This is a genomic window from Calyptranema fuscum S582, assembly GCF_055793305.1.
The window spans coordinates 1-14,711 of record NZ_JBSLYH010000059.1 but is presented as its reverse complement, the minus strand read 5'-3'; the positions used below and the strand labels follow the sequence as shown (position 1 = coordinate 14,711).

The window sequence follows — 14,711 nt, the reverse complement described above, 5'->3', positions numbered from 1 at the left end:
TAATTGTTGTGAGAGAACCACTCTCCGCAAAGCTCTCACATCGCAACCATCATCTATCCCGGCACAAAACGCTATTGACTAACATCACGCTTGACCCGTGCTGGCACAATAGCAACCTGAATCGGAATGCTCTTTAGAATTGCTTAATAAACGACAACATTTTTTGAGGATAATACTCCCGGATTTCCTAAGCTTTGTAATCAAAGCGATCGAATTATATCTTTAGAGATCGAACTAAAAATATTTAGCGAAGTCTGCTTCATTTTCCACCAAAATATTCTTAATTCATGCTTAGGTGAAATCGATTAAGCTTTTCATGAATTTATTTTCAACTGATAGAATAGGTTGCTTTTTTGTAGCCAGTTTTTTTGATGCAAAGCCGACTTCCCAATTCAAGATTTACTTTTTTCTCAATCTATGTATTCACTAAAAACTAGGTGGATAGGGCAGTTTATTTGAGCGACCTAAAATAATAAGACAAGCGCTTTTATCCGCTTTATGGGTGATATGATTAAAGATTATAGTTGCAGACAAAAATCTCACTGGAACGGGGGAGGGGAGCGATCGCCAACCAACTCTGCTCAACAGCGAGGTCAAGCTTGTTTATAGCTAAAGCTTCATGTCTTAGGTACAAAAGGGTTCAATGCAAAGGTTCAGGTGCAGAAGGCATTACAGTGATCCTTAACGTTTGCCAAGGGTATCTTGTTTTTTAGTCTTTAGTGTCTGCAAAACCACTCTAAAAAGACTGAAGAAGATAGGAGATTGGGGACGTAACAGGGAGGTAAATTGCCAAAAATATAGTTTTAGTTTATGTCAGTCATTAGAAACGATCGTCCTGGTTTATGTTGCCAAGGGAAGTACGACCCCTGTATTCTTAAACTTGGGAATTTTACAGTGCTTCCTGAAATTTGATAGTGGTCCTCCGCTTTCAAAATTTTCAGGTGAAGTTTAGTTTGCTAGATGGGTTTTCTCTTGCAGGAGATGGAACATGCCAATTGCTGTTGGAATGATAGAAACTAGAGGCTTTCCTGCTGTTGTTGAAGCAGCAGATGCTATGGTAAAAGCCGCTAGGGTGACACTGGTCGGGTATGAAAAAATTGGGAGTGGGCGCGTTACCGTGATTGTTCGGGGCGATGTCTCAGAAGTACAGGCTTCCGTTGCCGCAGGTGTTGAGTCTGCTAAGCGGGTGAATGGCGGTGAGGTTTTGTCTACCCACATCATTGCCCGTCCTCACGAAAATTTGGAGTATGTTCTGCCCATTCGCTACACAGAAGCCGTAGAACAGTTCCGTAGCTAGTCTTGGAAGGTTAATCCTCTCTAAGTCGCTGGTCGGTAATTTACCACAGCGAAATTTATAACTCACAACTCTTGATATACTGCATCAGCTTATAAACTGGAAATTTTGAGGGGTTGGGTTGACTCCCAGACTCTGTTCTAGACACCTAAGTTTATGCCCTGTGGCGGTATAGTTTACAAACACAAATTGGAAGGGAGAACAAAATGGCAATCGCAGTTGGAATGGTAGAAACCTTAGGCTTCCCCGCAGTTGTTGAAGCGGCAGATGCAATGGTTAAAGCAGCTCGCGTCACCTTGGTCGGTTACGAAAAGATCGGGAGCGGTCGCGTCACCGTGATTGTTCGGGGTGATGTTTCCGAAGTGCAAGCATCCGTTGCCGCTGGGATCGAGAATGTTAAGCGCGTCAATGGGGGTCAAGTGCTATCCACCCACATCATTGCTCGTCCTCATGAAAACCTGGAATATGTCCTGCCGATCCGTTACACCGAAGCGGTTGAAGCCTTCCGGGAAAGCGTGAGTGGCATTCGTCCAATCAGCCGCTCTTAAGATCCGATGCAGATTGCTAAGGTTTGCGGAACTGTAGTCAGCACCCAAAAGGAACCCAGCTTGAGAGGCGTTAAGTTTCTCCTGGTTCAGTTTCTTGATGAAGATGGTCAACCTTTGCCGAAATACGAAGTTGCAGCCGATAGTGTCGGTGCAGGTGTCGATGAATGGGTACTTGTCAGCCGTGGTAGTGCTGCTCGGCAAGTGCCCGGAAGCGAATCTCGCCCGTTGGATGCACTGGTTATCGGAATTATTGACACCGTGAGTGTCGAAAATCGTTTCTTATACAGCAAACGAGATCACGATCGATAGACGTCTCCTGATTTGGGTTTGCGGTGTGAAGTTTAGCTTCATGATGGCTGAGAGTAATGCCTCTGAGATAGAGGTTTAGCGATCGCTGGCAATAGTGAATTGAGGATGGAGTTGGGTTGGTGCGGGTTTTGGGTTGCAAAATGAACGGTTGATCGGGCTGTACCCATTCAATCGATCAATCACTCGTGCGATCGCACATCGCACCGTTCCCCTCTCTCTTTAAGAATCGAGTCAAAAAGCCTCAGATGGAAATTGCACTCCTAAAAACTCAAAGGTCAAAGGTTTTGATCGGGCTTAGCTTTTTGGCAAGGTTTGATTGTGTGATATATGCAGGAGCTCGATCAGGAGAAATATAAGTATGATGGCAGTTCAAAGCTCCGCTGCTCCCCCTAGTCCTTGGTCAAAAACCCTGGCACAACCGACGATTGATAAAGCGGCATATGTTCATTCCTTTTCCAATATTATTGGGGATGTCTATGTCGGGGAAAATGTATTGATAGCACCCGGAACATCAATCAGAGCAGACGAGGGAAGTCCCTTTTATGTAGGTGATGGCAGCAATATTCAAGATGGCGTAATCATCCACGGACTTGAACAAGGTCGTGTTTTGGGAGATGACGGTCAACAATATTCTGTTTGGATTGGCAATAACACATCGATTACCCACATGGCATTGGTTCATGGACCTGCCTATGTGGGGCGTAATTGTTTTATTGGGTTTCGCTCAACTATTTTTAATGCTCGTGTGGGTGATAACTGCATCATCATGATGCATGTACTCATCCAAGATGTTGAAATTCCGCCTGGAAAATTTGTGCCATCGGGTTCGGTGATTACGACTCAGCAACAAGCCGATCGCTTACCCGATGTGCGTGCAGTAGATGTTAAATTTGCTGCGCATGTTACAGGAATTAATCATGCTCTGAAGTCTAGCCAGCCGCGAGTGAAAGAGGTTGCTCGCATCAAGCCAATTCGTAATGAGATGGAGGGAACTGACAAAGTGAATCGCTCTAATAATTATGGTTCTGCTAGCCGCCTCAGCCCTGAGGTTGTTGGACAAATACGCAATCTGCTAGCGCAAGGATATCGCATTGGAACAGAACATGCAGACAGGCGTCGGTTCCAGACGAGTTCGTGGCATACCTGTTCACCCATTCAAGCTACCCGTGAATCTGATGTGATCGGTGCTTTGGAAGCTTGTTTGGCAGAACACAGTGGCGAATACGTCCGCTTGTTTGGCATTGATACAAAGGTCAAGCGCCGCGTATCTGAACTGATTGTTCAACGACCGGGTGAATCGCTCAATGGGAGCAGTGCGCCCAGCACTAGCTCTTATAGCCCTCCGACCAGTGGCGGTAGCTACAGCCCAGCGCCTGCGGGTGTGAGTCCAGATGTGTCTGGTCAGGTACGGCAGTTGCTATCTCAAGGCTATCGTGTTGCCGCAGAATATGCCGATCCTCGTCGGTTCCAGACCAGTTCGTGGAAGACCTGCGTCCCCATCGAGTCAACCCGTGAGTCGGACGTCATATCAGCGTTGCAAGCTTGCATGGCAGACCATGCAGGAGAATATGTGCGCCTCTATGGGGTCGATACCAAGTCCAAGCGTCGCGTCGCTGAAGTGATTATTCAACGGCCAGGCGATAAGCCAGGTGCAGGGGGTTCATCCTATTCCGCACCTACGAGTTCGTCTTATGCGCCGTCTGGGGGTGGCAAAGCTGCCTCCGGAAGCACTCGCTTAAGTCCGGAAGCCGTGGCTCTGGCTCGTCAGATGATTACCCAGGGATATCGCATTGGGTCGGAACACGCAGATGCCCGACGATTCCAAACTAGTTCCTGGCACTCTTGTTCGTCCATTCAATCGACTCGCGAGGCAGAGGTTTTAGCTGCCTTAGAGGCTTGCATGGCAGAGCATGGAGGTGAGTATGTCCGGATGTTTGGCATCGATCCAAAAGCGAAACGACGTGTTTCGGAGCTGATTATCCAGCGTCCTTAGGCAAATTTTATGCGTCCAGTGCCGTTCAGTGAGTGTCTCTGTATCTTATGACTGAGACTCACTTTTACCAGAGTGGAGATGTAACCATCCACACAGGCGCGGCGATCGCTCCTGACGTGCTGCTTCAAGCCGATCCAGGCAGTCAGCTTGTGATTGCGTCTGGGGTTTGTATTGGTGCGGGTGCCGTATTACATGCTCAACAAGGCATGTTAGAAATTGGCGAAGGGGCAACCCTTGGCTCTGGTGTACTGGTCGTTGGCAGTGTTAGGATTGGGGCAAAAGCTTGCATTGGGTCAATGGCAACAATTTTTAATCGTGCGGTTGCTCCAATGCAGGTCATTCCAGCAGGCGCTTTGATTGCAGCCGATGGCTTAGGGGACGATCTCCCGTCATCATCGACTGCTACGTCCGAGACCGTTGCTCCTGAGGCAACGGTACCCCTAGAGCCGAGTCTGCCAACCGAGGCAAAACAGGAATCGACCGCGAATGCGAGTGTCAATTCTTCATCCTCTGGTTCGACTTCACAGGTCTATGGTCGGGTTGCGTTTGAGCGCTTAATGGTGTCACTGTTTCCTCAGAGACAATCCTTAAATGGCATGCCTCAAGACCCTTCATCTCCCACTGAACCATCAACTCAGTGACGTAACTGAAAGACTGAGCCTGCTCTATGGGTGGGTTCCGGGTTGGGACGGGCAAACGTGACTGAGTCGGTTTGGCAAGGGCTTTAGTGGAGGTTGAAGATGGATGCACGGGACAGCGGTAGCATTCAATTGAGAACAGAGACGTCGCGATCGCGAGATTTTAGCGACATGGCGTTGGGCATGGTTTCAGCCCAGAGTTTCCCGGCGATCGTCGGCACTGCCGATATGATGCTGAAGTCCGCAGGCGTAATGCTGGTCGGGTACGAAAAAATTGGCAGTGGGCACTGCACCGCTGTTGTGCGGGGTGGGTTGTCGGACGTGCGGATTGCCGTTGAAGTGGGTGCAGAAACGGCTGAGCAATTTGGACAGTTTATCTCTAAAGTCGTGATCCCTCGACCGCTGCCTAATCTGGATGCAGTTTTACCGATCGGCAGCAAATTGGCACAATTGGTGGAACAACGGGGTTATAGCCGGTTGAGCAACCAGGCGATTGGGTTGCTCGAAACCCGAGGGTTTCCAGCGATGGTTGGGGCAGCCGATGCGATGTTGAAATCCGCAGATGTCCAGCTAGCTGCCTATGAAACGATTGGCGCAGGTTTATGTACGGTGATTATCCGGGGGCGAGTCTCGGATGTGACGATCGCTATTGAAGCGGGGATGCATGAAGCCGAACGGATTGGTGAACTGCATGCGATTATGGTGATTCCTCGCCCACTCGACGAATTGGAAGACTCCTTACCCGTTGCCAGTTGTTGGTTAGATCAGCCGTTGGCATTGCCGATTGATCTGAAAGAAACGGCAAAAGAATTGGTGGAAGCACAGCAAGAAATCGAAGAAGACGCTGCCCAACTCCTGGAATTACCCGATTTACAACAGCTTGCCTCACCCCTGGAGCAGTCGAGCGATCGCTTACCTTCCTGATCAGTGAATTACAGACATCACTCGTTAGGATCGGGGATTGAATAAAACCCAATGTTTTTTGGAGCGATGGCGAAGCCATCGCTCCAAAAAACATAGGTGAATTAATCCTGACTGGCGTTAGGGACTTTCAGATCGCAATTCAGAAACAGGCATATCCGCCAAATCTTCAAGCTCAAATAAGCTCAGCAGTTGCGCCCAGTCGTCTGAAAATGTTGTTCTATGGTGCGCCAGTTGCGTTAACGCATCGTACCAAATTCCAGCGTTGGCATAGGCAACATAGTGGTCTTGCGGCGATGCGGCTTCAAGTTCCTGGTTTAGCGTCGCAGACGGCTCAACCCGTTGAATCGAACCACTGACTTCAGTCAGATCCATACTGCCAAAACTGGCATTACAAACCAGGGTCAAATGCCAACTGTATTGCTGGTTAACCGCTAACGGTTGCTCTGTTTCGGGTAATTGAAACCCAACGACACTGGCAGTTTCGGGTAACGTGATGGTAATGGGCTGGTTATTTTTTAGAACGGGGAAGCCATCCTCATCCAGCAACATAAATTGAACCGAAAGATCCGTCGCTGAACGACCAAACGGCAGATAAAACCAGAAGGTTGGATGGGAAGCAGTGGTTAACCCCAAATTATTCTCAGGGATTAACGCCATTAACGGTTCGTCGCTACTTTGAGTGACATTACACTGATCGCGAATGCCACCACCACGTCGTCGCCCGGAGGCATTGCCTTCCTGGCGTCGGCGCGTGAATAAAGACTGAATGCGTTCTCCTAGAGATTGTGCCTGGGCAGGCGGTGCCAGGACGATGTAAGGGAGGACATTGAGCACAAGTGCTAGCAGCACGCTGAACGCAGTCATCTGGCAACGGTGGGGCAAACCGCTAGGGGAAGGAGATTTTGAGGGGTGTGGCGATCGCATCCAAATCATAAGCTGGGGGGCTACGGCGAGAGAGCTATTGACTGAGTGATTGATGTGGCAATTGGCGTGATGAGCGGTTATGACAACCGTTGAAGGTTGGGACAGAGGACAATCCATACCGTTGAACCTCAAGCCCCAAGCAACTATCAATAGCTACCCAGAGGATGGCAGTCAATATATTGCTTCATGACTTTATAGCTATTTAACAGTAGCCAACGACCAATCCCTAATGATTAACAGATAACTTAATTTTTTGTGTCTGTCAGGATTTTCTCAGACTGTTGTAATGATTTTGCTGAATTGCCCGTGCGACCCGAGGAATGTTCTCGCAGTCGATAATTGAGATAGCCGACGATGGCACCTGTTAACACCAGTGCGATCGCAGGTGGCACTAAGGGCACCCAACCACTCTGGTAAACCAGTACCCCATAGCAGATCAGGTATAACCCGACTAAAGCGACTCCGCTTCCTATCAGTTGCCATTGCAATCGGTAGACTTGCCAGACAATGACCCCACCCACAACAGCCCAACCCCATATCCACAGGGTTTCTTCAGCCATTGACCACCACCAGATCAGCGCCCGTCCATCTAGCGTCGCACTGATAATCTGACTGACCATTTGGGCTTGCGCCACGACGCCGGGAAATTCTCCATACGGCGTGTTCCAATAATCAGCATCGGTTGACGTTTCTGCGGTGAAGCCGATTAAAACAATCCGATCTTTGACATCGGCTTCAGATAGTTGCCCGTTCAAAACGTCTTCCAGGCTAACGGTCTGTGCCATTTCATTCGGATCGCCATTCACCACCCGATAGTTCAACAGCGTTTGATAGCCGCGCAACTGATCATTCACTGCCTGGTAAGCGCTGCCCCACCCCAACAGTTGAGGAATAGACGTTTGACCAAACTGCATGTTTTGAACGTAGGCAGTGCCCTCTAGCGGTGACGTATAGTCTTGTCCTTCAGCGGCTAGATATCGACGGGCAAGCACCAGATTAAAGGCATCTCGGGTATTGCAAAATTCCGGGTCGGGCGCTTGCATGAGATAGTGTCGCCGCAGCATTCTGCCACCGTTGGCATCATCTAAGAAATCGCTAAACCCAACTTGTTGTATTGGAATTTCGGGCGCAGGACTGGCACCCTCAATGGTTCCTTGAGGGGTGTCATAGGTGTTTTTACAAACGGTAATCAGGTTCGAAGATCGGCGCAACTGATCGGCTAAGTCGGGTTGCGCAGCAAAATCTCGATAAAAATCAAGCCCAATCAATCGAGGCTGATACGGTTCTAAAATTTTGAGCAAATCCAGCAAGGCTGTATCGGGAATCGTTCCTTTCCCTGGTTCATAGTCATTGTTTAGGAAGCGAATGCTGGAGCTATCGATGCCGATAATTAAAAAGCGATCGTCTGGGGGTTCGCCAGGGCGTAGCCGCACCAGGTGATCGTAGGCGACAAATTCAGCCGATTGCATGACGCCAAAAAACCGGGCGATCGCGATCGCACAGGTAACGGCAAGGCTGGTCAACACAACCGATCGCCGTTTGATTTTGCGATAGGGCAATTCTCGGCTGGCGGTGATGTATTGCAGCTGAAGGGCTGTCGGGGTCGGTTGTTTGCCCGATGACTGTTGCAACCACTGGTCTGCGGCTAATAGTTCTTTTCCTCTGAGCAAAAAGCTATCGTCTTGATCTTCTTTTTGCCATTCCATTGCCCGCACCTGGTATCGAGTGTGCGATCGCACATGCTCCAGATCGGTTTCTAAGGTTCTAATTAATTCGCCAAACCTCGCCAGAAAATCGTCGTCATAGTTCTGAAAATTAAGCCCCTGGATGCCCGCTAAGGTGGCGGGCAAATCTGCGGTGGCTACATCTTTGTAAAACAGCGGCACAATGTGTTTGTGCAGGCGATGGGCATAGTCAATTTCTCTCAGGCAGATGGGCGAACTGACCGAACTGGGAGACACAATCAGCACAAGATGGTCTGCCTGTTCGATGCCCCGATCGACTTCTTTTTGAAAATCAGTTCCCGAAGCAATGCTTTCTTGCGCAAACCAGGTAAGTTTGCCCTGCATCTGTAAGGCATTGTTGAGTTTGCGGGCAAAGTCAGCATCGGTAGATGAGTACGAAATGAAAATTCCTGTGGAGAGTTCGGGCGGTTGTTGCAGGCTGGCGGTGATAAATTCCACCTGGATCGGCAGGGCAGGATGAAGCGATCGCCCCTTGGCAACGGCTAACCAGGCTTCGGTATGGCGCAAATTGTAGCCGCGCAGCAAAATGCTGGGGTTACGATTTTGGTTTTGCCACTTCAGTGCCTTGACCAATAGGTTTTTGTGCTGTTCGTAGTAATCTGCATCTTCATACAACTCGCGCAACAGGCGGTTAACGGCGGCTTGATAGGGTTCAACGTCACGGTGTTCTGTGAAATCAATCAGTTGCACCCCCTGCAATGCCTCCGGCAACGAGGCAACCGGCTGAGGCTCTTGTGAGGGTGCCCCCAGACGGTCATACACAGAGTTGAGCGATCGCTGCGATCGCCGTGCCCCCAAATCGGTCTGCGATTCCTTGGTGCGCAACGGAATCACTCGTTTATTTAAAGAAAATGCATAGGCTAGCTCTCGCTGACAGTTTTTGTCGGTCAGCGAATCCGGTGAAACCAGGTAAATAAAATTATCGGCTGCCTCAATTCCTTTATTGATAGCTTGTTCAAGCCCTGACCCCAACTGAATATCTGATTGATTTGTCCAAACTGTAAAGCTTTCTCGCAATAGCGTGCGACTAATTTTCTCGGCGATCGCCCGGTCTGACTCGGCATGGCAGAGAAACACCTGCGTCATTAGATTGTCGGCATTTTTCGTGCTTTCGCAGATGAACTCGCAATGTAAGTCGGTCGGTTCACAGGGCGCTTGCTCTCCCTTAAAGCGCACCTTTAACCAGTTTTCTGCTTGCAACCGTTCCTCTTCTACCAGCAAATCGTGCGACTTCTTTTGCTGGCGTTCCCAATCCAATGCTTTTGCCAAAAAGTAAGTGTGCTGATGCACATACTCTTTCTGCCGCTCAAAAATCTCTAGCAGCCCTGCCAAAGACTTGTCGTAATCATCAATGCCTTCCCGAAAATAAACCCAGTTAATTTTGCGAATGACGGAATGCATATTGATATGGCTGGAATGCAACCCCAACGCTTTATACTGCTGCCAGTCCGTCTCATCTTTTCCGGGATTGCGGCGTTGCCAGGTTTCCTGGCTAATCTCATCAACATGCAGCAGGGGAATGATGCGCTTATTCAGACGCGCTGCCAACTCGATCTCTTTGAGGCAATAGGGCGAGTTGACGGCATGAGGAGAAATCAAAAACAAAAACTGATGGGCTCGTTCAATGCCATCATCAATCTGATTTTGATAATCTACCCCCAACGGAATATCGTTCTGATCAAACCAAATTTTTAGACCTTGTTCCGTTAACTGTTGATGCAGCCATGCGCCAAACGTTTTACTGTCGGCTCGTCCATAGGAAATAAATGCATCATCAAACTTGTGCATTTTGCGATTTTTGAAATTGATTAAGGCTTATTAGGGTTAGCCTACAATACTTCTTCGTCCAAAAATATAGACGACGTTGCCCATTTGGGATGAGAATTTGAGCCTGAAGCCAAAGGGTGTGAGAGAACCCGCGCTCCGCGCGGGTTCTCTCACACCCTTTAGCCTAATCAACCCTTCGACTGTTGTATTCCTGATGAGAGAGCGACAGCGGAGCCGTCGCTCTCTCATCAGGAATTACAAGCCGTAGCGTCAGCAACCGTTACGATGCGTAAACTTTAGATACGGAGGGTTGCCATTATCTTGCAGATCAAGGTTTTCCTTTGTGATCTTGGAACTATAGAAGCAACCTATTTGTGGCGCGATCGCCGTTTTAGTTATGGCTACCTTCCCTAATTCCACGATTCCATGTCAATCTACCCGAGTGTCGGTCATTGGCTCAGGCAATGTGGGCGGCACACTGGCACAGCGCATTGCTGAAAAAAATCTAGCCGATGTGGTGTTGTTAGATATCGTTGCCGGTCGCCCTCAAGGGGTGGCGTTAGACCTGCTAGAAGCCAGAGGCATTGAAGGTCACCATCGAGAAATTCGGGGGACGGCTGACTATGCTGATACGGCTGGGTCAGACATTGTGGTGATTACCGCAGGGCTACCGCGCAAACCCGGTATGACCCGCGATGATCTGCTGAAAATCAATGCTGAAATTGTCATTCGTGCCACTAAACAGGCGATCGCCCATTCTCCCAATGCCATCCTCATCGTCGTCACCAACCCCCTTGATGTCATGACCTATCTGGCATGGAAAGCCAGCGGCTTACCGCCGCAACGGGTCATGGGCATGGCAGGAATTCTCGACTCTGCTCGATTTCAAACCTTTATTGCGATGGAATTGGGCATCTCTGCGGCAGATGTGCGGGCAATGGTGTTGGGCAGTCATGGCGATCTGATGGTGCCTTTACCCCGCTATTCCACGGTCAATGGCATTCCTATTACTGATTTAATGCCAGCCGATCGAATTGAAAATCTGATTGAACGTACCCGCAATGGCGGGGCAGAAATTGTAGAACTGATGCAAACAGGCGGTGCCTTTTATGCTCCGGCATCTTCTACCTGTGTGATGGTCGAAGCGATTTTGCTCAATCAGCCCCGGATTTTGCCCGTTGCGGCTTATCTGGATGGGCAATATGGGTTAACCGATCTATTCCTGGGCGTGCCTGCCTGTATGGGGTGTAGGGGTATTTCTAACATTTTGGAACTGACCCTGACGGATGCAGAACAGACCGCACTGCATCGATCGGCAGAGGCTGTTCGACGCACCCTTGAACCCTCCTTGGCGATGCTTTAAGAATTTTTTTACGCGTTGTCAACCCTCCTTCGTGTAAAGTTGAAGATACAAAGTTGTAAACGCTCTTGATCATTCTCGATGTTTGGTTATGATCTAGTAATGAAGCCGTGCATTTCTCTATCAGTCTAGGAAATTGTTTTTTAGATTGGGGTGAGCTTTAGACCGTGCTGAAGGAGCTATTTAATTAATGGACTATATAGAAAAGGTGCTGGAAAAGCTTAAGGAACTGGCTCGAAAGTTGATCGAAGCCTTGCTGGGTCCAGACATGCAGCCTGAGCCTGAGCCTATTCCTATCCCTGTCCGAGATCCAGACCTGCGTCGATAGTTTGAGATCAATACATTTTTTAATAGCCAGACTTACGCGATTTGTCTGCAAGAATTTCGTGAGTCTGCTAAGGTATAGGGCTGAACGCGCTCTATAAGACTTCATTCTGAGTAAATTTTTAATCTCGTGTAAAAGTTTCTCTGTCGGTTGGGAAGCTTGCCTCATTCGGCGATTGTGAACAGAGGAACGGGTTTTGCTGAGTATTTTAGTTTTACACGGACCAAATCTCAATCTCTTAGGTAAAAGAGAGCCTGGGGTTTATGGTACTGATACTTTAGAAAGCATTACTCAAGGGCTGGAGTCAGAATCGAGCAGTCTGGAGGTTCAACTCTCGTCCTTTCAGTCAAATCATGAAGGGGCATTGATCGATCAGATTCATGCGGCGATGGGGCAGCATCATGGGATTTTGATTAATCCCGGTGCTTTTACCCATACCAGTGTCGCGATACGGGATGCGATCGCTGCGGTTAATATTCCCACGGTCGAAGTGCATCTGAGCAACGTTTATCGCCGCGAACCTTTCCGCCATCATTCTTATATTGCCCCGGTTGCCATTGGGCAGATTAGTGGGTTTGGGGCAGATAGCTATCGCCTGGGCTTACACGCTCTGGTTGCCTATCTGAAGCGATCGCAGCAGCCATCATAGAAAATCGCAGGGCTAAATCATTGGGAATAGCTATAGAAAATCCCCTGGTTTTGTGGAGTCGTTGCACTGCAACGGCATGACAAGGCAGGGGATTTTGCCGCTGATCATCCATAAGTATCGCAAAACCCATAAATTTAGAGATCTGTAGTCGCTTAAATCCGCTTTCAATGCAACAATAATTCGGTAGTGTCGTAACACTATTACGTCTCCAAATTATGGACAATGGCATTGACCTTCAAGCAAGTTTTATCCAAGCCCTGATCGATTTAGGGGTACCTGCCGATCTATCGAAGTTGATCTGGCTTCCCCTACCCATGGTTTTAATGCTAGGGGCTGTAACCGTGTTGGCATTGGTGTCAACCTGGTTAGAACGAAAAATCTCAGCCGCCGCACAGCAGCGGATCGGACCAGAGTATGCAGGTCCTTTGGGGATGCTAATACCCGTCGCTGACGTTTTAAAGCTGTTAATCAAGGAAGTCACCACCCCCGGTCTGACAGACCCCTGGTTGTTTATCCTCGCCCCTGCCATTATCTTTGTCCCGGCATTTTTGGCATATTTGATTGTGCCATTCGGGCAACACATCATCATTACGGATATTGGTATCGGGATTTTCTTATGGATTGCCCTCTCCAGCATTACCCCAGTGGGGTTGCTGATGGCGGGTTATGCATCGAATAACAAATACTCTCTACTGGGTGGGCTGCGAGCCGCTGCCCAATCTATCAGCTATGAGGTGCCTTTGGCATTGTCGGTGCTGGCAGTGGTGATGATGTCTAATAGCCTCAGCACGATTGATATTGTCGAACAACAATCGAGCATGGGTATTTTGAGCTGGAATATCTGGCGACAACCTGTTGGCTTTATCATTTTCTGGATTGCAGCGCTGGCTGAAACCGAGCGGCTTCCCTTTGACTTGCCTGAGGCAGAAGAAGAGTTAGTCGCTGGCTATCAGACTGAGTATGGTGGTTCTCGATTCATGCTGTTTTATGGCAGCTCTTACGCCAACCTGGTGCTATCGGCACTGGTGTTTGCGGTGTTGTATTTGGGTGGCTGGAGTTTTATCTTTCCTGCCGAATGGATTGCTGGCTGGCTGGGCATTAGTGAGACAACCCCCTGGTTGCAAATTATCACTGCCGGGTTGGGCATTGTCATGACCTTGTTTAAGGCATATTTGCTGGTCTTCCTGGCAATTTTGCTGCGCTGGACGGTGCCCCGTGTGCGCATTGACCAATTGCTAGACCTGGGCTGGAAGTTTTTATTGCCAATTTCGTTGGTCAATTTACTGGTTACCGCAGGGCTAAAGTTGGCATTCCCTATGGCGTTCGGTGGCTAAAGGATAGCTGCGTTGTCGCGTTTCGACTTCGCTCAACGCTCTGTTCTTTAGATTCCAATACTTCTCGGTTAGTACTGTTAAGCTATAGATCCCCCCACCCCCCCTTCATAAGGGGGGCTTTCAACCCAAGGCGGGGAAAGGATTCCCCCCCTTTTTAAGGGGGGCTAGGGGGGATCGGAGCAAGGGCTTAAAATTCTTAACCGAGAGGTATTGCTTTAGATCTCTGGTATCTTCAAGATGCCGGGGATTTTTTGCTAATTTACCGACGATCAAATAACCAACCATCGCCAATCATCGCCTCTAATCGCTGAACCAATTGGGGCAAAAAGATCTCTGGATTATTTACGCCTTGCTGGGCAAACCAGGCATCAAATGCCTCTTGCGTCTCTATGCCCTGCGCCGCTGCTGCCGCTGCCAGCATTTGAGCGCTCACCTGCTGCAATTGTGCTAACTGGGGATGTCCCTGCCCTCGCTGACTGCAAAACCACAGGGCAGTGGTTGCCAGCAATGCCTCCAGGTCATCCCCCTGGGGCACGGCGTTAAACAAGGCTTTGAGCAGGTCAATAGTATCGGTCAACGGGGCTTGAATCTTCAGGCAGAGCCAGATCGCCTGTGCCAGGTAGATTTGACGGTTGATTTCATCGACGAATCTAAGATTGTCTAGAACCGTTACTAAATCAATATACGCGCTTGCTTGCCCCAAAGCTGCTGCTGACTGTCGAAGTAGCGTTGCTGCCCGTTGAATGTCTCCCTGTTGATAAGCGGTGGTTGCCATGTTATTGAGCGTGGCGGCGGTGCCTTTGACATCGCCAATGCGCTCTGAAATTTCCAGATCTTGCTGCCACAGCGTCAGGGCGCGATCGATGTCGCCTTGCTGCGCGATCACCCTTGCCATGTTAGA

At 49.1% G+C, this 14,711-nt stretch carries 13 protein-coding genes; 10 read left to right on the top strand and 3 right to left on the bottom strand.

The genetic code is table 11. From position 1 onward, the window contains the following. Window positions 1-988: 988 nt before the first annotated feature. From ACR6Z4_RS27690 to ACR6Z4_RS27665, 6 genes are all read left to right on the top strand, one after another. The gene (locus ACR6Z4_RS27690) at window positions 989-1,297 is read left to right on the top strand and encodes a carbon dioxide-concentrating mechanism protein CcmK (protein WP_479720574.1); all 309 of its coding nucleotides are present in this window, start codon (window positions 989-991) and stop codon (window positions 1,295-1,297) included. A 203-nt stretch (window positions 1,298-1,500) separates the two neighbouring features. Next, the gene (locus tag ACR6Z4_RS27685) at window positions 1,501-1,842 is read left to right on the top strand and encodes a carbon dioxide-concentrating mechanism protein CcmK (RefSeq protein WP_190508420.1); all 342 of its coding nucleotides are present in this window, start codon (window positions 1,501-1,503) and stop codon (window positions 1,840-1,842) included. A gap of 6 nt (window positions 1,843-1,848) precedes the next feature. Next, on the top strand, window positions 1,849-2,151 hold the full coding sequence (locus tag ACR6Z4_RS27680) for a EutN/CcmL family microcompartment protein (protein WP_479720573.1): 303 nt from the start codon (window positions 1,849-1,851) through the stop codon (window positions 2,149-2,151). 361 nt (window positions 2,152-2,512) lie between these two features. Next, a complete protein-coding gene (locus ACR6Z4_RS27675; protein WP_479720592.1) occupies window positions 2,513-4,144 on the top strand; it encodes a ribulose bisphosphate carboxylase small subunit in 1,632 nt (543 codons plus the stop codon). 47 nt (window positions 4,145-4,191) lie between these two features. Next, window positions 4,192-4,785, top strand: a complete 594-nt coding sequence (locus ACR6Z4_RS27670) for an LbetaH domain-containing protein (RefSeq protein ID WP_479720572.1) — start codon at window positions 4,192-4,194, stop codon at window positions 4,783-4,785. Window positions 4,786-4,884: 99 nt separating this feature from the next. Beyond that, a complete protein-coding gene (locus tag ACR6Z4_RS27665; protein ID WP_479720571.1) occupies window positions 4,885-5,706 on the top strand; it encodes a carbon dioxide-concentrating mechanism protein CcmK in 822 nt (273 codons plus the stop codon). 117 nt (window positions 5,707-5,823) lie between these two features. Here the strand turns inward: ACR6Z4_RS27665 and ACR6Z4_RS27660 are convergent, their stop codons facing one another. Further along, the gene (locus ACR6Z4_RS27660) at window positions 5,824-6,570 is read right to left on the bottom strand and encodes a DUF928 domain-containing protein (protein ID WP_479720570.1); all 747 of its coding nucleotides are present in this window, start codon (window positions 6,568-6,570) and stop codon (window positions 5,824-5,826) included. 305 nt (window positions 6,571-6,875) lie between these two features. Then, a complete protein-coding gene (locus ACR6Z4_RS27655; protein WP_479720569.1) occupies window positions 6,876-10,163 on the bottom strand; it encodes a TIR domain-containing protein in 3,288 nt (1,095 codons plus the stop codon). Between the two features lie 376 nt (window positions 10,164-10,539). On the opposite strand from ACR6Z4_RS27655, the gene mdh reads away from it, so the two are divergent. From mdh to nuoH, 4 genes are all read left to right on the top strand, one after another. Further along, window positions 10,540-11,505 carry a malate dehydrogenase gene (gene mdh, locus ACR6Z4_RS27650; protein WP_479720568.1) on the top strand — a complete coding sequence of 322 codons (966 nt, stop codon included), beginning with the start codon at window positions 10,540-10,542 and terminating at the stop codon, window positions 11,503-11,505. A 187-nt stretch (window positions 11,506-11,692) separates the two neighbouring features. Further along, on the top strand, window positions 11,693-11,830 hold the full coding sequence (locus tag ACR6Z4_RS27645; protein ID WP_479720567.1) for a hypothetical protein: 138 nt from the start codon (window positions 11,693-11,695) through the stop codon (window positions 11,828-11,830). 193 nt (window positions 11,831-12,023) lie between these two features. Next, window positions 12,024-12,476, top strand: coding sequence for a type II 3-dehydroquinate dehydratase (aroQ, locus tag ACR6Z4_RS27640; RefSeq protein WP_479720566.1), 453 nt, complete (start codon window positions 12,024-12,026; stop codon window positions 12,474-12,476). Window positions 12,477-12,691: 215 nt separating this feature from the next. Next, on the top strand, window positions 12,692-13,810 hold the full coding sequence (nuoH, locus tag ACR6Z4_RS27635; protein ID WP_479720565.1) for an NADH-quinone oxidoreductase subunit NuoH: 1,119 nt from the start codon (window positions 12,692-12,694) through the stop codon (window positions 13,808-13,810). A 259-nt stretch (window positions 13,811-14,069) separates the two neighbouring features. Here the strand turns inward: nuoH and ACR6Z4_RS27630 are convergent. Next, the coding region (locus ACR6Z4_RS27630) for a tetratricopeptide repeat protein (RefSeq protein ID WP_479720564.1) at window positions 14,070-14,711 on the bottom strand (642 nt) is incomplete at its 5' end.

Excerpts from the sequence above, each read along its gene's own strand:
- ACR6Z4_RS27690 (WP_479720574.1), top strand. The coding sequence starts at position 989 with ATGCCAATTGCTGTTGGAATGATAGAAACTAGAGGCTTTCCTGCTGTT.
- ACR6Z4_RS27685 (WP_190508420.1), top strand. The coding sequence starts at position 1,501 with ATGGCAATCGCAGTTGGAATGGTAGAAACCTTAGGCTTCCCCGCAGTT.
- ACR6Z4_RS27680 (WP_479720573.1), top strand. The coding sequence starts at position 1,849 with ATGCAGATTGCTAAGGTTTGCGGAACTGTAGTCAGCACCCAAAAGGAA.
- ACR6Z4_RS27675 (WP_479720592.1), top strand. The coding sequence starts at position 2,513 with ATGGCAGTTCAAAGCTCCGCTGCTCCCCCTAGTCCTTGGTCAAAAACC.
- ACR6Z4_RS27670 (WP_479720572.1), top strand. The coding sequence starts at position 4,192 with ATGACTGAGACTCACTTTTACCAGAGTGGAGATGTAACCATCCACACA.
- ACR6Z4_RS27665 (WP_479720571.1), top strand. The coding sequence starts at position 4,885 with ATGGATGCACGGGACAGCGGTAGCATTCAATTGAGAACAGAGACGTCG.
- ACR6Z4_RS27660 (WP_479720570.1), bottom strand. The coding sequence starts at position 6,570 with ATGACTGCGTTCAGCGTGCTGCTAGCACTTGTGCTCAATGTCCTCCCT.
- ACR6Z4_RS27655 (WP_479720569.1), bottom strand. The coding sequence starts at position 10,163 with ATGCACAAGTTTGATGATGCATTTATTTCCTATGGACGAGCCGACAGT.
- mdh (WP_479720568.1), top strand. The coding sequence starts at position 10,540 with ATGGCTACCTTCCCTAATTCCACGATTCCATGTCAATCTACCCGAGTG.
- ACR6Z4_RS27645 (WP_479720567.1), top strand. The coding sequence starts at position 11,693 with ATGGACTATATAGAAAAGGTGCTGGAAAAGCTTAAGGAACTGGCTCGA.
- nuoH (WP_479720565.1), top strand. The coding sequence starts at position 12,692 with ATGGACAATGGCATTGACCTTCAAGCAAGTTTTATCCAAGCCCTGATC.